We start from the raw sequence: 17965 nt of genomic DNA on the forward strand, positions 1-17965 counted from the left end.
CCAGATGACCCATCGCCTACCGCTTGGCCTCCCCGTTGGCCTCTCCTTCGCCGCCACCCTGATCGCGACCACGCTGCTGGCTGCGCCCGCACTGGCGAATGACGACTTTCCGCCGGCGATTTCGGTCACCGGCGAGGCGACCGTGTCGGCGCCGCCCGACCAGGCGCAGCTCGACGCCGGCGTCACCACCGACGCCAAGACCGCACGCGAAGCCGCCGAAGCCAACAATGTGACGATGGGCAAGGTGCTGGCCGCGCTGAAGGGCGCCGGGATCGCGGAGAAGGACTTCAGACCTCGCGGCTGTCGCTGCAGCCGCAATTCGCCGATCGTGGGCCGTCGTCGCCGAACGCCCCGCCCAGCATCGTCGGCTACCACGCGAGCAATCGCGTCACGATCAGGCTGCACGATGTGAGCAAGGTCGCCAGCGTCATCGACGTGCTGGTCGGCGCCGGCGCCAATGATATCGGCGGGCTCAATTTCTCGGTGTCGCAGGCCTCGAAGCTGCTCGACGACGCGCGCGAAAAGGCGATCGCCGACGCCCGCCGCAAGGCCGAGATCTACGCCAAGGCCGCCGGCGTCACGCTCGGCGCACCCGTGGAATATTGCGGAGGTCGGCTCGGCGCCGGTCCCGGTGTTCCGTCCCAAGATGGCGACGGCAGGCTTCGCCGCGCCGACGCCGGTGGCGCAAGGCGAGGAAACGCTGACGGTCAATGTCAGCGTCTCCTGGGCGATCAAGGAGAAGTAAGAGGCTACAGATCTCTCGTCTCCTTCCCCCTGAAAGGGGGAAGGTCGGGATGGGGGTCAGCCGCAGGCTCCGCTGCAAGTGGAGGGAGCAGATCCCCACCCGCTTTGCTCTGACGAGCAAAGCGACCTGCCCCTTTCAAGGGGAGGTGAAATCGTAGCCCGGATGAAGCGCAGCGCAATCCGGGGCCGACTTCTCCGCGGATGGACTTTCCCGAATTACGCTGCGCTTCATCCGGGCTACTTATCGCTCTAAATCTCGAACACCTGCCCGGGCTTCAGCGTCAGAAACTTCTCGGGCGGCACGCTCGCTGCGTCGAGCGCTTCGCCAAGCGCGATCGCGGGCGCGTCGATCGCCTCGTCGGTCAACTGGAATGTGCCGTGGTGATGCGCCAGCGCCTGGGTGGCGCCACAATCGGCCAGCGCCTTCACCGCATCCTCCGGGTTCATGTGCTGGTCGCGCATGAACCAGCGCGGCTCATAGGCGCCGATCGGCAGGATCGCGAGCCGCAACGGTCCATGCGCCTCGGCCACCCGGCGGAAATGTCCCCCGTCGCCGTAGCCGGAATCGCCGACGATGTAGAGCTTGCCGGCCGGCGTCTCCAAAACAAAACTCGCCCACAGCGCCTTGTTGCGATCGAACAGGCCGCGCGCGGACCAGTGCCGCGTCGGCACCAGTGTCGCGGCAAGGCCATTGCCGAGCTCGACGCGCTGATGCCAGTCGAAGGCCTCGGCTTTGATCGCGGCATCGGATGCGCGCATCGTGACGTCGTTGCCGAGCGGTGTGATCACGCGAGGACCAAATGCCCCCGCAAGTTTCGACAGCGTCGCGACGTCGAGATGGTCGTAGTGGCCGTGCGACACCAGCACGACATCAATCCTGGGCAGTTTATCGAATGCGATGCCGGGATCGTTGTGCCGCTTCGGCCCGGCGAAGCCGAACGGCGAGGCACGCATGGACCACACCGGATCGAACAGGATGTTGAGGCCCGCGGTCTGGATCAGCCAGCTGGCATGGCCGACAAAGCAGAGCCGCACCTTGTCGCCCTCGACGCGGGGCGGCGGCGTATCGGCATGGGGGCTCGGCGCCCATTCCGGCCAGACCGCGCGCTTCCGGCCGCCCCCGAACTGCCAGCGCAGCACCTCACCAAGCGATTTCGGCGGCGAGCCGTCCCGATCGAAGAAGTGCAGGCCGTCGAAATGATCGGAGACGGGGCCGTCGTAGGTTTTCATGGTAGTCATCCAGATCGAGGGCACGCCGATTGCGGCGGCGGCTCCGGTCAAGGTTGCAAGAAGGCGGCGGCGGGTGATCAGCACGCGGGTTCCGGAATAGGAGGCAGGCTCCGGTTATATGGGTGGCAGCGGCAAATTCGGAACCAATAGGGCAAATCGACGTGATTTCAGTACCTTACTGTCCAAGCTGAGCGGATTTCAGCGAAACTTTCCTTGACTTTGCCGCCCCGGCGGCGTTTAACGCGGCCACTTTCTCGGAAAGCTCCGTCTTTTCGACCCGCCGACTGGTCCTGGAGGCCAGAGGCCAACGCCCGACAGCGCGATGCGCCCTCGGGCGCGAAAGTGTTTGGATTTCCTTCTCCCTCGCCCCGCTCTTGCGGGGAGAGGGTCGGGGTGAGGGGCTCTCTCCGCGCACTGTGCGTGTGGATAGCCCTGTACCCCCTCACCCGCCGCGCAAGTGCGTGGCGACCTCTCCCCGCAGACGGGGAGAGGTAAAGAGGACAACGGCATTGTTCGACAATCTGTCGGAACGGCTTGGTGGCATTCTCGATCGTCTGACGGGGCGCGGTGCGCTGACCGAAAAGGACGTCGATGCCGCAATGCGCGAGGTGCGCCGCGCGCTGCTCGAGGCCGACGTCGCGCTCGAGGTGGTCCGTAGCTTCATCGACCGGGTCCGCGAGCAGGCGATCGGCGCCACCGTCGTCAAGTCGGTGACGCCGGGCCAGATGGTGGTGAAGATCGTCCATGACGAGCTCGTCGCCACGCTCGGCTCCGACGGCCAGACCATCGATATCAACTCCGTGCCGCCGGTGCCGATCATGATGGTCGGTCTGCAAGGCTCCGGTAAGACCACCACCACCGCAAAGCTCGCGCGCCGCATGGTCCAGCGCGACAAGCGCAAGGTGCTGATGGCCTCGCTCGACGTCTACCGCCCGGCGGCGATGGAACAGCTCGCGGTGCTCGGCCGCGACCTCGACATTCCGACGCTGCCGATCGTCGCCGGCCAGATGCCGCCGCAGATCGCAAGGCGCGCGTTGGAGGCCGGCAAGCTCGGCGGCTACGACGTCGTGCTGCTCGACACCGCCGGCCGCACCACGCTCGACGAAGACATGATGAAGGAGGCGGCCGAGATCAAAGCCGCCGCCAACCCGCACGAAGTGCTGCTGGTCGCGGATAGCCTCACCGGCCAGGACGCGGTCAACCTCGCGCGCTCGTTCGACGAGCGCGTCGGCCTCACCGGCATCGTGCTGACGCGCGTCGACGGCGACGGCCGCGGCGGCGCGGCGCTGTCGATGCGCGCCGTCACCGGCAAGCCGATCAAGCTGATCGGCACCGGCGAAAAGACCGACGCGCTGGAAGACTTCCATCCGAACCGCATCGCCGGCCGCATCCTCGGCATGGGCGACGTGGTCTCGCTGGTCGAGAAGGCCGCCGCCAACATCGACGCCGAGAAAGCCGCGCGCACCGCCGAACGCATGCGCAAGGGTCAGTTCGATCTCAACGACATGCGCGAGCAGCTGCAGCAGATGGCCAATATGGGCGGCATCGGCGGCCTGATGGGCATGATGCCCGGCATCTCCAAGATGAAGAACCAGATCGCGGCGGCCGGCATCGACGACAAGATCCTGAAGCGCCAGGTCGCGATCATCGATTCGATGACGCGGCAGGAACGCAAGAACCCGGACATCTTGAAGGCGAGCCGCAAGAAGCGCATCGCGGCGGGCGCCGGCCAGAGCGTGGAGCACGTCAACAAGCTCTTGAAGATGCACCGGAACATGGCCGACATGATGAAGGCCATGGGCAGCGGCAAGCGCGGCCCGCTCGCCGGCATCGCGCAGGCGATGGGATTTGGCGGTGGCATGAAGCCGCCCTCGGCCGAGGAGATGAAGGCGCTCGCCGAGAAGATGCAGGGCGGCGCCGGCGGCGGCCTGCCCAATCTGCCGAAGGATTTGCCGGCCGGGCTGCGCGGCGGCCTGCCGAACGTGCCGGGCCTGACCGGCCTTTCCGGCAAGCCGATGCTGCCGGGCCTCGGCGGTTTCCCGGGCAAGAAGAAATGAGGAATTCGTCGCGACGGCTCGCATACGGCCGGCGCGACGCGGAATGCCAATCAATCGAACACATCGACCTTTGAAGGAGAACTGAATGTCCGTTGTTATCCGCCTCGCTCGCGCAGGCACCAAGAAGCGTCCGGTCTATCACGTCGTCGTCGCCGACTCGCGCTTCCCGCGCGATGGCCGCTTCATCGAGCGTCTCGGCCACTTCAACCCGCTGCTGCCGAAGGACAACGAGTCGCGCCTGAAGCTCGACATGGACAAGGTGAAGGCCTGGCTCGCCAAGGGCGCGCAGCCGTCGGATCGCGTGACCCGCTTCCTCGACGCCGCCGGCGTCAAGAAGCGCGCGCCGCGCAACAACCCGGAAAAGGCCGTGCCGCGCAAGGAGCGCAAGGCGCAGGCCGAAGCCGCCGCCAAGGCTTAAGCTGAACGGCGACCACGGTGGCTGCACCGGTCTGTGTCGCCCGTATCGGCGCTGCGCATGGCGTGCGCGGCGCCGTCAGGCTTTGGACCTTCACCGAAGATCCGCTGGCCGTGAAGGACTACGGTCCGCTGATGACCAGGGACGGCACGCGCCAGTTCGAGGTCACGCATGTGCGTGAGGCCAAGGACCATCTGGTGGTGACGCTGAAGGGCGTCGCCAGCCGCGATGATGCCGAACGGCTCAACGGTCTCGAGCTCTACGTTCCGCGCAACCGGCTGCCGGACACCGACGACGGCGAATACTACCACACCGATTTGATCGGGCTCGCCGCGGTGACGACGACGGAGCAGCCGCTCGGCAAGGTGATCGCGATCCATAATTTCGGCGCCGGCGACATCATCGAGATCGCCCCGCCGCAGGGCGCGACGATGCTGCTGCCGTTCACCAATGCCGTGGTGCCGACTGTCGATCTCGATGGCGGCCGCGTGGTGATCGACCTGCCCAAGGAAATCGACGGCGACGATCCGTCGGCCGCCTGATCAAGAATAATTTTCAGCCCGTCATCCGGCCCTGCTGCTCGAGCCAGTCGCAGAACACCGCGCTGTGCGGATCGTTGCTGCGCCCCGCCGGGAAGTAAGCGAAGTAGCTCCGCGCCGGCAGGCTGACATCCGGAAACGGCGCCACCAGGCGCCCGGCCGCGAGATCGTCCGCGATCAGCGCGGTCGGTCCCATCGCGACGCCGAGACCATCGAGCGCGGCCTGGATCGTCAGATAGAAGTGATCGAAGGTCAGCGCGGCCGCCGGCTCCAGCGTGGATTGCCCGGCCTCGGTGAGCCAGTCGCGCCACAGCCGCGGCATCGACGTGACATGCAGCAGCGTGTGCCTGGAGAGGTCCGCGATCTCATTGAGCCGCAGCTGCGCCAATAGCGACGGACTGCACACCGGCAATCTCCGCTCCGACACCAGGAAGCGCGACGAGAAGCCGTGAAAGGTGTCGGGGCCACCGCGGATCACGACGTCGAATGATTCAGGCAGCGCATCCACCGGATCGTTCGACGTGCTCAGGCGCACCTCGATATCGGGATGCTCGGCGCGAAACCGGCTCATCCGCGGCAGCAGCCAGCGCAGGCTGAAGGTCGCGAGCGCATTGACGCGCAACACCGCGACCGCCAGATCGCCGCGCCGCTCGCGATGCTGCTGCACGGCGGCGGAAATCCGGTCGAGCGCGGGCGCGAACTCCGCCAGCAATGCCGCGCCTGCCGGCGTCAGCACCACGCGCCGCACTGATCGCCGAAACAGCGACGGCGCGCCCAGCCATTCCTCGAGCAGTCGGATCTGCTGACTGACCGCGCCATGGGTCACGCTGAGCTCGGCGGCGGCTTCCTTGAAGCTGCCGAGCCGTGCGGCGGCCTCGAAGGCACGCACCGCATTGAGCGGCGGCAGGCTGCGGCGTGGGACGAACATGATCCCTCGATACAAGATTTTCTAACGCATGATCCGATTATTACTGATTTGTGACAAGCGCTTTGGCGGCGCATACTGCCATGCAAGCTACTTGCATAGCTTTCTTTTCTGAGGTCCCCTCCTGATGCTCGCCAGTCCAAGCTTTAGATTTTCTTGCACTGGAGGGCGGCAATGAGCGTGTCGGCTGAAACCGGTGCGACGCGGCCCGACCGTGCCCGGTCAACCCGCACCCTGACCGTGACCGGGCTCAACCATGCCCTCCACGACGGCTACACCGACGTCATCTACGTGCTGCTGCCGATCTGGCAGGCCGAATTTGCGCTGAGCTACGGGCTGCTGGCGCTGCTGCGCGGGCTCTATGCCGGCGCCATGGCCGGGCTGCAGATTCCGGTCGGGCGCATCGCGGAGCGGATCGACGGCAAGATCATCCTGATCGCGGGCACGGCGCTGTCGGCGCTCGGCTACGCGTTTGCTGGATTCTCCGGCGGTGTCATTGGCCTCGGCCTGGCGCTCGCGCTCTCCGGCGCGGGCTCGAGCACGCAGCATCCGATCGCATCCGCCGCGGTGTCGCGTGCCTATGGCGCGGCGGCGCGCGGGCCGCTCGGCATCTACAATTTCTCGGGCGATCTCGGCAAGGCGGCGATCCCGGCCCTGACCTCGATCCTGCTGGTGATCATGTCGTGGCGGCACGCGCTGCTCGTGCTCGCTCTCGCAGGCTTGCTCGTCGCGGTCTGCATTGCGCTCTGGATGCCGGCCGTCGGCAAGGGCGCCGAGCACAAGGCGGCATCAGCATCGCGCGGCGCCAGCACAGGCCGCGGCTTTCACTGGCTGCTCGCGATCGGAATTCTCGACACCGCGGTCAGGATGGGCTTTCTCACCTTCCTGCCGTTCCTGTTGCGCGACAAGGGCGCCTCGCTGCCGACCAACGGCCTTGCGCTGGCGCTGGTCTTCATCGGCGGCGCGGCGGGAAAATTCACCTGCGGATGGCTCGGCGCGCGGGTCGGGACGCTGCGCACGGTGCTGATCACCGAAGGTGGTACGGCGGCGCTGATCGTGGCCGTGCTGGTGTTGCCGCTGGCGCCGGCCATCGTGCTGCTGCCGCTGCTCGGCGTGATGCTCAACGGCACCTCCTCGGTGCTCTACGGCACAGTGCCCGAGCTCACGCCGGCACACCAGACCGAGCGCGCCTTCGCGCTGTTCTACACGGGCACCATCGGATCGGGCGCCGTCGCGCCTGTTATCTACGGCCTGCTTGGCGACGCGCTCGGCCCGTCGCTCGCCACCGCTGCGACCGCGTTCACGGCGCTCGCGATCTGTCCGCTCGCGGTGGCCCTCGCGCGACATCTCGTTGACGATCCGAAGGCGGCGTGACCATAACGTGGGTTAGCCCGTAGATGGGGTAACGGGCCGGCCGCCCGCTCGCTACGGCGCAATTTGGAAGCGCGCTCGCGAGCGGCCTGTTGGTTGGAAGGCGGTCGTCCCTCAAACTGATGGTGTCGAAACGGAGTCGGGCAAGCCCGCTCCAAGCATCATCGAGGGACGACCATGTACCACTATGCAGGAATTGATGTGTCTTTGGAATGCTCGAGCGTTTGCCTTGTCGATGGGACAGGCAAGATTTTGCGCGAGACGAAGGTTGCGAGCGAGCCGGAGGCGCTGATCGCCTGGTTCCGGTCGCTGGGTCTGGTACTGGAACGGATCGGGCTGGAGGCAGGCCCGCTGTCACAATGGCTTTACGCAGCGATCCGGGACGCAGGGTTTGCGGTCGAGCTGCTGGAAACGCGGCACGTTCGCGAAGCCTTCAAGTCGATGCCAGTGAAGACGGATCGCAACGATGCCCGCCGGATCGCGCAGTTGATGCGGCTCGGCTGGTTCCGACCGGTGCACTGCAAGTCGGTCGCGGCGCAGGAGACCCGCGCCATCCTGACGGCGCGCAAGCTGCTGCAATCCAAGCTTCGCGATGTCGAGAACAGCCTGCGCGGCGTGCTCCGCGGTTTTGGCCTGAAGGTCGGTGCGACAACCGAGCGCACGTTCGCCGGACGCATCCGCGAGCTCGTGACCGGCCATCCCGGACTGGAGTTGGTCGCGGCGGCGCTGCTCCAGGCCCATGCCGTGCTGCTGCGCGAGTTCAACAGCCTGGACAAGCACACCCAGAAGCTCGCCAGGACGCATCCGCAAGCGAGGCTCCTGATGACGACGCCGTCGGTGGGCCCGATCGTGGCGCTCACCTATGCTTCGGCGGTCGACGACCCGCAGCGCTTTCGCTCCTCGAAGGCCACGGGAGCCCACTTTGGGCTCACCCCGAAGAAGTACCAATCCGGCGAGACCGATTACACCGGCCGCATCAGCAAGATCGGGGATGCGTCCGTGCGCGAGGCGCTCTACCAGGCGGCTCACGTCATGCTGACCAAGCCGGTCAAGAATTGCTCGGCATTGAAGAGCTGGGCGATGCGGATCGCCAGGCGCGCAGGCATGCGCAAGGCCAAGGTAGCGCTCGCGCGCAAACTCGCCGTGATCCTGCATCGCATGCTCGCCGACGCTCGACCGTTCAATCCGACGGTCAACGCCATGGCAAGCTAAGCAAGGAGTATCGATCGGTTCTGGGCGGGCCACGACACCAGGCTCTCCCCGAGCGAGGTCCCTAGCCGGGACGATGGATCCGGTCAGGCCGCCATCCGGGAAGTGGCTCACAACCACGCTTCCGTAGATTGGCCGGCCGGCTCCTCAAATGCACCCCATCAGGCGACGGCCACCGCGCCGATCCCGTACAGAAGCAAGTGCCCGGCGACTGGATCACGCAAAAAGGGATTGACTAACCAAGGCCCGTTACAGAAGCCCGGATGGAGCGAAGCGTAATCCGACGGTCTGCCCGCGGAGAGGCTGGTTCCGGATCTCGCTGCGCTTGATCCGGGCTACAAACGACGGAGTCCCGCGCGACTCACTCGATGATCTCGTTCAGCTCTTTCCCGGTATGCTCCGGCACGAACAGGAACACGCCGATCGCCATCGCGATCATCAGCACCGGGATGCAGAGGAACGACAGCGCGAACGAGCCGGTGTGCTGCTGAAGCGCGATCGAGACGAAGGGAAACAGCACGAAGCCGACGAAATAGGCGATCGCCCAGACCACGCCGTTGGCGGCGCCGCGGATGCGGGTCGGGAAGATCTCCGCGGTCAGCGTCGTGCTCGGTCCCCAGAAGCCGAGGAAGCCGAGACACCAGGCGAGCCCGAATGCCCATAGCAGCACGCGGTCCTCGGAATAGACCCAGAGCGTCATGAAGATCGCACCCTCGATCAGGGTGATGATGAAGGTGCGGCGGCGGCCGATCTTGTCGATCAGCCAGCCCACCACGCACAGTCCAAGGAAGCCGCAGAGCCCGTAGAACACGTAGAACAGGCTGTACTCGGCGGTCGACCAGTGCTTCTCGGTCGACAGATACAGCGGCATCCAGGCGCCGACCGTGCCGTAGATGCAGGTCGAGGCGCAGGCGACGAACAGCGCAACAAGCGTGGCGGGCAGCACGTCGGGCATGAACACCTGGCGGATGCCGACCGACTTGGCCTTGCCGAACCAGGCGCTGTCCTCGGCGCTGACCGTGCCGCCGCGCGCCAGCGTCTCCGAGATGCGTCGCTTCCGGTCCTGCGCGCGCACCCAATAGGGCGATTCCGGGCAGGTGGAGCGGATATAGATCGCGAGCAGCGCGATCACGCCGGGCACCATGACCGCGATGCGCCAGCCGAAATTGGCGGCCACGAGCCCGGTGATCGCACCGGCAAGCGTGGCGCCGAGGCACCAGGCCGAGCGGGTGATGCTGATGACGCGGCCGCGCAGCCGGGCCGGCCAGGTCTCCGCCACCAGCATCGAGCCGAGCGACCATTCGCCGTTCAGCGCGAAGAACAACAGCGAGCGCGCGATCACGAACACCGCGAAGGTCGGCGACATCGCCGCGACCGGCATCAGGAGCGAGAACAGCGCGATATTGACGGCGAGCAGCGTGCGGCGACCGTAGCGGTCGGCGAGCCATGGCCAGAAGTAAAGCCCCGCGATGCCGACGAACAGCGCGATCTGCATGCCGGAGCGGTATTCCGGCAGGCTCAGCGAAAATTCCTTGATCACCATCGGCGAGATCAGCGCGAAGATCACGCCGTCCATGCCGTCAAAGCCCCAGCCGAGCGCGTTGGCGGTGGCGATGTGCCAATGCGTTTTCGTGATCTCGGTTGTGTCCGCGACCGCGCGGTAGTTGGCGTATTGCAGGTGCTTCTGCTCGAGCGGACCGATGTCGATGCTTGCATCGTTCACCGCAGGTGCGGCGTGGCCGTCAGCCGTGATGCTGCTCATGATGCCTCCCCGCGGCCGCTTTCTGCGAAGCCGTGCCGCAACCTCAAGCTGAACCAATCAGCTGACTGCGGCAAGCAAATTGCTCGCGGCAGCGCACGCGTCCATTCCGCTGAATGGAATGCCTGGCGGGCTGCGCGAGGTGTCGCGTGTACGCAGCGCGCGTCGGCCGGTTTCAACAATCACAAAGAATTATTTCCGGAAACCATCGGCAAAACCTGCCGTAGCTCGGCCAACGACGACGCACTCATCAACCAGCGCGCGCCGTTGTTGCCCCTTCAACGCCGGCGAAGCCTCGCCGGTCGGCCTACTCATCGGGAGATGAAACCATGTCGAAGCGTATTGCCTATCTCGCCGCCGCCGCCTTCAGCGCGCTTGCGATCACCGCCACTGTCGTGGCGCCGGTCCGTGCCGAGGAAAAGACCGTGATGGTCGGCGGCGCCGCGATGTTCCCGTCGAAGAACATCGTGCAGAACGCCGTCAACTCGAAGGATCACACCACGCTCGTCGCCGCGGTGAAGGCCGCGGGCCTGGTCGGCACGCTGGAAGGCAAGGGCCCGTTCACGGTGTTCGCGCCGACCAATGCCGCGTTCGGCAAGCTGCCGGCCGGAACCGTCGACACCCTCGTCAAGCCCGAGAACAAGGCGACGCTGACCAAGATCCTCACTTACCATGTGGTGCCGGGCAAGCTCGAGGCCTCCGACCTCACCGACGGCAAAAAGCTGAAGACCGCCGAGGGCGAGGAACTGACCGTCAAGAAGCAGGACGGCAAGGTCTGGATCGTCGATGCCAAGGGCGGCAGCTCGATGGTGACGATCTCCAACGTCAACCAGTCGAACGGCGTCATCCATGTGGTCGACACCGTGCTGATGCCGGCGACGTAACACCTGGCGGCCTGATTTAGTCCCTCAAAGGACCCGCGACATAGCGAGCCGGCGCCTCGCCCCGGCTCGCATTTTTGTGACCATGTGAAGCAGCCTATATCAAACTGATAATGCCTGCCCCCGTAACGGAACGCCGGTTCCGGGCGTATAACCCGGTAACGACCACGAGCAGAGACATCCCATGACGAGCCTTGCCGTCAGCGACCACCAGGCAGAGACCGCGACGCCCGCGAAGGCGATCCAGCCGGTCTGGGTGCGCATGGTGCACTGGATCAACGCCTTCGCGATGATCCTGATGATCATGTCCGGCTGGCAGATCTACAACGCCTCGCCGCTATTTGGCTTCACCTTCTCGCGGAGCATCACGCTCGGCGGCTGGCTCGGCGGTGCGCTGCTCTGGCATTTCGCCGCGATGTGGCTGTTGATGGTCAACGGCCTGGTCTATCTGGCGCTGGGTTTCGCCACCGGCCGCTTCCGCAAGAAGCTGCTGCCGATCACCCCCGGCGGCGTGATTGCCGATACCAAGGCGGCGCTGACCTTCAAGCTGTCGCATGACGATCTCAGCAAATACAATTCGGTGCAGAAGCTGCTCTATGCCGGCATCATTGTTGTCGGCGTCGTCATCGTGCTGTCCGGCCTGTCGATGTGGAAGCCGGTGCAGTTGCACTGGCTGGTGTCGCTGTTCGGCGGCTACGATTTCGCCCGCTATGTTCACTTCACCTGCATGGCGCTGATCGTCGCCTTCCTGGTGATCCATGTCGCGCTCGCGCTGCTGGTGCCGAAGAGCCTGCGCGCCATGATCATCGGACGCTAGGGAGGTAGTCATGGGTCGTCTCCGCAAGCTCCTGATCCCCGGTGTCGACAAGAAGCTGCTCGTTCGCGATGCAGTGAAGACGATGCCGGAGCTGACGCGCCGTCGCTTCATCACGGCGGGCACCAGCCTCGGCGCGCTGACGCTGCTCACCGGCTGCGATGTGGTCGATTCGTCGTCGGCCGAGGAAATGCTGAAGCAGGTCTCGAAGTTCAACGATGCGGTGCAGGCCTGGATGTTCAATCCGGATGCGCTGGCGCCGACCTTCCCCGAGAGCATGATCACCAAGCCGTTCCCGTTCAACGCCTATTACGATCTCGACGACGCGCCGGAGATTGCGGCAGCGGACTGGAAGCTCGAGGTGCGCGGGCTGGTCGAGAACAAGAAGTCTTGGACGCTCGACGAATTGTACAAGCTGCCACAGGTCAAGCAGGTGACGCGCCACATCTGCGTCGAGGGCTGGAGCGCGATCGGCAGCTGGACCGGTACGCCCTTGCGCGATTTCCTCAAGCTGGTCGGCGCCGACACGCGTGCCAAGATCGTCTGGTTCCAGTGCGCCGACAAGGACGGCTACAACTCGCCGCTCGACATGCGCTCGGCGCTGCACCCGCAGACCCAGATGACGTTCAAATTCGCCGACGAGATCCTGCCGCGCGCCTACGGTTTCCCGATGAAGATCCGGGTGCCGACCAAGCTCGGCTTCAAGAACCCGAAATACGTGCTCTCGATGGAAGTCACCAACGACTACAAGGGCGGCTACTGGGAAGACCAGGGCTACAATTCGTTCAGCGGAAGTTAACTCGCTGTCGTCCCGGCGAAGGCCGGGACCCATACCCCGCGGCCGCGGGAATAGGTACGAGGGGAGACGCTCCCTTCCATCGCAACCGCTTGTGGTTATGGGTCCCGGCCTTCGCCGGGACGACGCTGGGAGGGGACCTTCCTTTGAAACGCCGACAGCAGCGCGCCGAGCGCGAGCATCGCGGCCGAGACGTTCAACGCAAATGACAGGCTGCCGACCGCGTCGGTGATGGCGCCGACCACGATCGGTCCGAGCGTCTGGCCGATGCCGAACGCGATGGTCATCGCCGCGATTGCGGTCGGCCAGGATTGCGGCGGGTAGTTGAAACGCACGAAGGCGGTGGTCGAGCCGACCACGGCGAAGAACGCGACGCCGAACACCAGCGCCGAGATCGCCAGCAGCAGCGGCGAATGCCCGAAGATCGGCAGGCTGGCGCCGAGCGCGTTGACGCCGAGGATGATGGTGGTGGCGAGCCCGCCGCGGTCGAGCGCCAGCACCCGCCCCCAGACCCAGGGCGTCACGAATGCGCTGACGCCGATCAGGCTCCAGAACGCGCTCTGTGCAGCTGCGCCGCCGCCGCCGTCCCGGACATAGGCGATCATGAAAGTCATGTAGGCGATGTAACCGGCGCCGAACAGGAAGTAGGCGGCGAGGTAGATCAGGACCGGCATGACAGCGAATTGGGTCCGCAAGATGCCGCCGGCGGCGGCGTTGGCGTGGAGCGGCGCCAGCATCAGCGGCACGGTCATGATCGCGGAAAGCAGCGTCATCGCCCACCACACGATCCACCACGAGCCGGCGCCGAAGCCCTGCAGCACGAAGGGCGCGATCAAGCCCGATGCGAGGATGCCGACGCCCGGCCCGGCATAGAACAGGCTGAGCAGGAAGTTCGCGCGTTCGGGTCGCGATTGCGCGATGGTCGCCGCAAGCGCGCCGCCGCCGACAAAGCCGATCGCGGCGGCGAAGCCGACCAGCAGGCGGGCAAAGCTCAGCACCGCGAAATTGCCCGAGAGGGCGCAAAGCGCCAGCGACAGCGCGCAGGCCAGCGTCGACCAGCGCACGGACGCGGCAAGTCCGAAGCGTTCAATCAGGCGTGAGGCGAGCAGCGCGCCGACCAGATAGCCGGCGGCGTTGATCGTGTTCATGAAGCCGGCGGCCGAATAGGACCAGGCCAGCGAGTCGCGCATGTCGGGCAGCACCAGCGAATAGGCAAACCGGCCGATGCCGAGACCGACCGTCGGTGCAAGCGACAGAATAAGGATCAGCCGCGCGGGATGCGGGTAGGACGGGGCGGGGGCTCTCACAATTCACTCCGGCAATGCGGCCATTGTGACAGGCCGCGCCGGCGCTGCCCAGCGCCGATGCCGGCAACACTGTCTTGCGTATCAGGCAATCAGGCGATCAGGACCAGCGCGACGCCGACCACGGTCAGCAGGGTTCCGCCGACGATCCGCGCCGTGATCTCGACATGCTTGAGCATGACAGCGCTCATCGCCACGGTGACCAGCGGATAGATCGCGGCGAGCGGCGCCACCAGCGTGATCGGGCCGTTGCGGACCGCGGCGAACAGGCTGAGCGCGCTGAGCCCGTTGCTGATCCCGGTCAGCGCGAACCAGAATCGGCCCTCGCGCGGCGCCTGCACCAAGAAGCTGCCCTTGCGGACCCGTTGCACGGTCAGCACCACCAGCGAGGACATGACGTAGCCGACCAGGCAGGCCCATAGCGGGCTCGGCCAGATCGCAAGGCCGAGCTTGGCGATCGGCGGCACGATGCCGCGCACCAGTGCGCCCGCGAGCGGCAGCAGCAGCGCCCAGCTGCGCCAATGGCCGAGGTCGCGCGGCCTCGTCACGGTGATGATGGCGGCGCCCGCGACCGCGACGACGAGGCCGATGAGCTGCTGCGGCAGCAACGGCTCGTGCAGCAGCACCACGGCGGCGGTGACCGCAAACAGCGGTGCCAGATTGCCGAGCGTCGAGGTGATGACCGGCCCCAGCGCCCGGTTCGACGCAAAGGTCAGGAGCGTCAGCGAGGCCGGGAAGAACAGCCCGATCGCCATGAAGATCGGCAGGGCCCGCCAGACCACCGGCTCGCCATGCAGGATCAGTGGCGACAGCCCCAGGAACAACAGGGTGAAAGAGGGCACGCTGATCGCGGCGCCCGACAGCGGCTCGATCGTGCGCAGGCCAAGCTGCGCCAGCACCACCCCGGCGCCGAGGAAAATCGCCGAGGCGAAGGCGTAGACGATGGCTGCGGTCATGGGATCCGTCTTGTTGGCTTCTGAAGGCGCGGGTTGCCCGTTGGGACCATTCTGGGCCGATCCGGGGTGCCTTGCCAATCCGGCTCCGGCGTTTTAGCACTCCGGCCGGATTTCCCCGCTCGTCATGCCCGGGCTCGACCCGGGCATCCATCCATCTTCAGAGGCCTTTCGAAGCGGGATGGATTGCCGGGTCATCTGTGCGAGGACGCGCTTCGCGCTCTTGCCCGGCAATGACAACAACGATTAGCTCGAGGTAACACCATGGCGACCCATAAACTGCTGCTTCTCCCCGGCGACGGCATCGGCCCCGAAGTGATGGCCGAGGTGCAGCGCCTGATCGACTGGCTGAATGCGCAGGGCATCGCGAAGTTCGAGACCGAGCAGGGCCTGGTCGGCGGCTCCGCTTATGACGCCCACAAGGTGTCGATCTCCGAGGGCGACATGGCCAAGGCGACGGCGGCGGACGCCGTGATCTTCGGTGCGGTCGGCGGCCCGAAGTGGGACAGCGTGCCCTATGAGGTTCGTCCCGAGGCGGGCCTGCTGCGGCTGCGCAAGGATCTCGGCCTGTTCGCCAATCTGCGTCCGGCGGTGTGCTACCCGGCGCTCGCCGAGGCCTCGAGCCTGAAGCGCGACGTGGTCGAGGGCCTCGACATCATGATCGTGCGCGAGCTCACCGGCGGCGTCTATTTCGGCGAGCCGAAGACCATCACCGATCTCGGCAACGGCCAGAAGCGCGCGATCGACACCCAGGTCTACGACACCTACGAGATCGAGCGCATCGGCCGCGTCGCCTTCGACCTGGCGCGCAAGCGCCGCAACAAGGTGACGTCGATGGAGAAGCGCAACGTCATGAAGTCGGGCGTGCTCTGGAACGAGGTCATGACCCAGGTCCATGCGCGCGAATACAAGGACGTCACGCTGGAGCACCAGCTCGCCGATTCCGGCGGCATGAACCTCGTCAAGGCGCCGAAGCAGTTCGACGTCATCGTGACCGACAATCTGTTCGGCGACATGCTGTCCGACATCGCGGCGATGCTGACCGGCTCGCTGGGCATGCTGCCGTCGGCCTCGCTCGGCGAAGTCGACTCGAAGACGAAGAAGCGGCGCTCGCTGTTCGAGCCGGTGCACGGCTCGGCGCCCGACATCGCAGGCCGAGGCCTCGCCAATCCGATCGCGATGATCTCGTCGTTTGGCATGGCGCTGCGCTATTCGTTCGACATGGGTGAGCTCGCCGACAAGGTCGATGCCGCGATCGCAGCGGTGCTCGCCTCGGGCCTGCGCACCGCCGACATCAAGTCGGAAGGCACCACGCCGGCCAGCACGAGCCAGATGGGCGAGGCGATCCTGAAGGAATTGCAGAAGCTGCACGCGTGACGCTCGCGCCGTCATTCCGGGGCGATGCGTAGCATCGAACTATGGTGCGCGCTTGCGCACCTGAGAATCTCGAGATTCCGGGTTCATCGCTGCGCGATGCCCCGGAATGACAGCACCAAAAACAAAAATGCCCGGCCAGGGCCGGGCATTTTCGTATCGGCTGCTCGCCGAAATTCTCAGTACAGCGGGAAATTCCGCGGATAGCCGCCGAGGTCGGCCGGCGGGCTGAGCGGCTGGCGATCGATCGGGCGGTTGTTGTTCTCGCGCGCGAACGAGGGATAACCGATCTCCGGCGGGTAGGCGTAGTCGTTGAACTTGCGGTCGCCCGGCAGCACTTCGGTGCCGGCGTCGAGCCACGAGCGCGTGGTGACGTAAACGCGGGTGCGCGGACCCTGCTGATAGACCCGGTTCGGACCCTGCGCGCCGTAGTAGCGGCGGCCGTCGCGGTCGTACTGCTCCTGCTGCTTGCTCGGGCTCTGCGCGCTGGCCGCGGTCATGCCGAACGCGGTTGCGGTGACGGCAGCCGCGGCAAGCAACACCACGAGCTTGTTCGCGGCAGGGAATTTCAAGGTCATCGCATCCTCGTCATTACGGCCCCGTCGGGGCTGGCGCGTCCGCCAAAATCACTCAGAACACATTGTAGCCATGGTGGGGAGGCCGTCACTAGGTCAATTGCGCCACACCGGCCGAGATAATGCGTGTCCAAGCGCAAAAGTTTCATGAAAACCAGTGCCTTGCCACGGTCTCGCCATCAAAGCGCGCCGCGCAGGCGCGGGTTCTCGCTGCCCATGACCCAGTCGGCCGACAGGGCGGGCGCGCCGGAGGTAACGCAGTCGGTGCGCTTGAGCTCGGCATGAGCGAACAGGGCGGCGAGCCGCGGATCGTTGCCCGCGGCCAGCAGGGTCAGGCGGTTCAGCATGCAGACGATCGCGGCGCGCCGCGCCGGCAGGCTGGTGCCCTGGCAGGTCCAGCCGGAGATCCGAAGGTCAGGCGCGTCGGCCTGCTTGAGGAAGCCGAGGCAGGCCCGGCCGCCGTCCTGCCGCGCCGGGCGCAGCAGGGTGACGCTGCCGAACTTGCTGTCGATGATGCCGGCAGCCTCGAGCTCGCGGACGCCGCCAGGGGCGAGCCGCCCGGCGATCTCGGTGACCGCAGGCCCCATGGTCTCGCCGCCGGGGCGGTAGATTTCCAGCTCGGCGACCGCTGCACCGTTGGCATCGGCCCAGCGGAAGACGTCCTTGCGGCCGCCCTCGGAGTGCCGGAGGATCTCGTAAGTCTCTGTTCTATCTCGCAGATCGAGCCGGCTCACGGCAAAGGCCGGCGCCGTGCGGCCGGCCGGGCTCCAGCCTGCGGCGGCAGGGGCCGCCATCGCCGTTGCGTCGGGCAGTTGCTTCCATAGATAGTTGCCGAGGACAACGAACAGCGCGAGCACGGCGACATAGGCGAATAGCCGGGAGAGCGTGGCGTACACCTCGTCGACGAAGCTCGTCAGTGCTGACGGAATTCTCGTATGATGGGGCGCGGCCGGATCGGCCCGAAATAAACGCATCAAAACGCTCAAAAGCTACGCAACGTTGTCTTGACGGGGTTTCTC

Annotated in this window: 16 protein-coding genes and 1 pseudogene; 10 read left to right on the forward strand and 7 right to left on the reverse strand. The window is 66.0% G+C overall.

The genetic code is table 11. From position 1 onward, the window contains the following. The first annotated feature begins 4 nt into the window (after positions 1–4). Positions 5–745, forward strand: a pseudogene (locus ACSKB9_RS23330) (SIMPL domain-containing protein). Positions 746–993: 248 nt separating this feature from the next. On the opposite strand, the gene ACSKB9_RS23335 reads toward ACSKB9_RS23330, so the two are convergent. Next, on the reverse strand, positions 994–2058 hold the full coding sequence (locus tag ACSKB9_RS23335) for an MBL fold metallo-hydrolase (protein ID WP_438076039.1): 1065 nt from the start codon (positions 2056–2058) through the stop codon (positions 994–996). 425 nt (positions 2059–2483) lie between these two features. On the opposite strand from ACSKB9_RS23335, the gene ffh reads away from it, so the two are divergent. The 3 genes from ffh to rimM all read left to right on the forward strand — a co-directional run bounded on the left by ffh (position 2484) and on the right by rimM (position 4988). Continuing rightward, the gene (gene ffh, locus ACSKB9_RS23340) at positions 2484–4031 is read left to right on the forward strand and encodes a signal recognition particle protein (protein WP_018269389.1); all 1548 of its coding nucleotides are present in this window, start codon (positions 2484–2486) and stop codon (positions 4029–4031) included. Between the two features lie 85 nt (positions 4032–4116). Then, a complete protein-coding gene (gene rpsP / locus ACSKB9_RS23345; protein WP_016847621.1) occupies positions 4117–4449 on the forward strand; it encodes a 30S ribosomal protein S16 in 333 nt (110 codons plus the stop codon). 17 nt (positions 4450–4466) lie between these two features. After that, positions 4467–4988 carry a ribosome maturation factor RimM gene (rimM, locus tag ACSKB9_RS23350; protein ID WP_438076042.1) on the forward strand — a complete coding sequence of 174 codons (522 nt, stop codon included), beginning with the start codon at positions 4467–4469 and terminating at the stop codon, positions 4986–4988. A 13-nt stretch (positions 4989–5001) separates the two neighbouring features. On the opposite strand, the gene gcvA is transcribed toward rimM, so the two are convergent. After that, a complete protein-coding gene (gene gcvA / locus ACSKB9_RS23355; RefSeq protein WP_438076044.1) occupies positions 5002–5913 on the reverse strand; it encodes a transcriptional regulator GcvA in 912 nt (303 codons plus the stop codon). A 171-nt stretch (positions 5914–6084) separates the two neighbouring features. On the opposite strand from gcvA, the gene ACSKB9_RS23360 reads away from it, so the two are divergent. Next, a complete protein-coding gene (locus tag ACSKB9_RS23360) occupies positions 6085–7284 on the forward strand; it encodes an MFS transporter (RefSeq protein WP_438076046.1) in 1200 nt (399 codons plus the stop codon). 174 nt (positions 7285–7458) lie between these two features. Beyond that, positions 7459–8493 carry an IS110 family transposase gene (locus ACSKB9_RS23365; protein ID WP_438075667.1) on the forward strand — a complete coding sequence of 345 codons (1035 nt, stop codon included), beginning with the start codon at positions 7459–7461 and terminating at the stop codon, positions 8491–8493. A gap of 358 nt (positions 8494–8851) precedes the next feature. Here the strand turns inward: ACSKB9_RS23365 and ACSKB9_RS23370 are convergent, their stop codons facing one another. Then, the gene (locus ACSKB9_RS23370) at positions 8852–10252 is read right to left on the reverse strand and encodes an MFS transporter (RefSeq protein WP_172646127.1); all 1401 of its coding nucleotides are present in this window, start codon (positions 10250–10252) and stop codon (positions 8852–8854) included. Between the two features lie 326 nt (positions 10253–10578). Between ACSKB9_RS23370 and ACSKB9_RS23375 the strand changes: the two genes are divergently transcribed. The 3 genes from ACSKB9_RS23375 to ACSKB9_RS23385 all read left to right on the forward strand — a co-directional run bounded on the left by ACSKB9_RS23375 (position 10579) and on the right by ACSKB9_RS23385 (position 12743). Then, the gene (locus ACSKB9_RS23375; RefSeq protein ID WP_057020966.1) at positions 10579–11133 is read left to right on the forward strand and encodes a fasciclin domain-containing protein; all 555 of its coding nucleotides are present in this window, start codon (positions 10579–10581) and stop codon (positions 11131–11133) included. A gap of 181 nt (positions 11134–11314) precedes the next feature. After that, complete coding sequence (locus tag ACSKB9_RS23380; protein WP_028337884.1) at positions 11315–11947, forward strand: cytochrome b/b6 domain-containing protein; 633 nt, start codon at positions 11315–11317, stop codon at positions 11945–11947. A 10-nt stretch (positions 11948–11957) separates the two neighbouring features. Continuing rightward, on the forward strand, positions 11958–12743 hold the full coding sequence (locus ACSKB9_RS23385) for a molybdopterin-binding protein (RefSeq protein WP_438076049.1): 786 nt from the start codon (positions 11958–11960) through the stop codon (positions 12741–12743). A 95-nt stretch (positions 12744–12838) separates the two neighbouring features. Here the strand turns inward: ACSKB9_RS23385 and ACSKB9_RS23390 are convergent, their stop codons facing one another. Continuing rightward, positions 12839–14047, reverse strand: a complete 1209-nt coding sequence (locus ACSKB9_RS23390; RefSeq protein WP_438076051.1) for a YbfB/YjiJ family MFS transporter — start codon at positions 14045–14047, stop codon at positions 12839–12841. A gap of 89 nt (positions 14048–14136) precedes the next feature. Further along, the gene (locus ACSKB9_RS23395; protein WP_438076053.1) at positions 14137–15000 is read right to left on the reverse strand and encodes an EamA family transporter; all 864 of its coding nucleotides are present in this window, start codon (positions 14998–15000) and stop codon (positions 14137–14139) included. A 261-nt stretch (positions 15001–15261) separates the two neighbouring features. Between ACSKB9_RS23395 and leuB the strand changes: the two genes are divergently transcribed. Further along, the gene (gene leuB, locus ACSKB9_RS23400) at positions 15262–16374 is read left to right on the forward strand and encodes a 3-isopropylmalate dehydrogenase (protein ID WP_438076055.1); all 1113 of its coding nucleotides are present in this window, start codon (positions 15262–15264) and stop codon (positions 16372–16374) included. Positions 16375–16550: 176 nt separating this feature from the next. Here leuB and ACSKB9_RS23405 read toward each other — a convergent pair whose 3' ends face one another. After that, the gene (locus tag ACSKB9_RS23405; protein ID WP_438076057.1) at positions 16551–16949 is read right to left on the reverse strand and encodes a hypothetical protein; all 399 of its coding nucleotides are present in this window, start codon (positions 16947–16949) and stop codon (positions 16551–16553) included. A 176-nt stretch (positions 16950–17125) separates the two neighbouring features. Next, entirely contained in the window at positions 17126–17920 is a 795-nt protein-coding gene (locus ACSKB9_RS23410) for a hypothetical protein (protein ID WP_438076059.1), read from the reverse strand. Positions 17921–17965 lie beyond the last annotated feature (45 nt).

It is taken from the genome of Bradyrhizobium sp. BR 1433, assembly GCF_051547665.1.
In the GTDB taxonomy this organism is placed as follows: domain Bacteria; phylum Pseudomonadota; class Alphaproteobacteria; order Rhizobiales; family Xanthobacteraceae; genus Bradyrhizobium; species Bradyrhizobium australafricanum.

What these genes read in the sequence shown, in the direction of transcription:
- ACSKB9_RS23360 (WP_438076046.1), top strand. Translation starts at nt 6,085, where the DNA reads ATGAGCGTGTCGGCTGAAACCGGTGCGACGCGGCCCGACCGTGCCCGG.
- ACSKB9_RS23385 (WP_438076049.1), top strand. Translation starts at nt 11,958, where the DNA reads ATGGGTCGTCTCCGCAAGCTCCTGATCCCCGGTGTCGACAAGAAGCTG.
- ACSKB9_RS23375 (WP_057020966.1), top strand. Translation starts at nt 10,579, where the DNA reads ATGTCGAAGCGTATTGCCTATCTCGCCGCCGCCGCCTTCAGCGCGCTT.
- rpsP (WP_016847621.1), top strand. Translation starts at nt 4,117, where the DNA reads ATGTCCGTTGTTATCCGCCTCGCTCGCGCAGGCACCAAGAAGCGTCCG.
- ACSKB9_RS23410 (WP_438076059.1), bottom strand. Translation starts at nt 17,920, where the DNA reads ATGCGTTTATTTCGGGCCGATCCGGCCGCGCCCCATCATACGAGAATT.
- ACSKB9_RS23405 (WP_438076057.1), bottom strand. Translation starts at nt 16,949, where the DNA reads ATGACCTTGAAATTCCCTGCCGCGAACAAGCTCGTGGTGTTGCTTGCC.
- gcvA (WP_438076044.1), bottom strand. Translation starts at nt 5,913, where the DNA reads ATGTTCGTCCCACGCCGCAGCCTGCCGCCGCTCAATGCGGTGCGTGCC.
- leuB (WP_438076055.1), top strand. Translation starts at nt 15,262, where the DNA reads ATGGCGACCCATAAACTGCTGCTTCTCCCCGGCGACGGCATCGGCCCC.
- ACSKB9_RS23365 (WP_438075667.1), top strand. Translation starts at nt 7,459, where the DNA reads ATGTACCACTATGCAGGAATTGATGTGTCTTTGGAATGCTCGAGCGTT.
- ACSKB9_RS23380 (WP_028337884.1), top strand. Translation starts at nt 11,315, where the DNA reads ATGACGAGCCTTGCCGTCAGCGACCACCAGGCAGAGACCGCGACGCCC.
- ACSKB9_RS23395 (WP_438076053.1), bottom strand. Translation starts at nt 15,000, where the DNA reads ATGACCGCAGCCATCGTCTACGCCTTCGCCTCGGCGATTTTCCTCGGC.
- ACSKB9_RS23370 (WP_172646127.1), bottom strand. Translation starts at nt 10,252, where the DNA reads ATGAGCAGCATCACGGCTGACGGCCACGCCGCACCTGCGGTGAACGAT.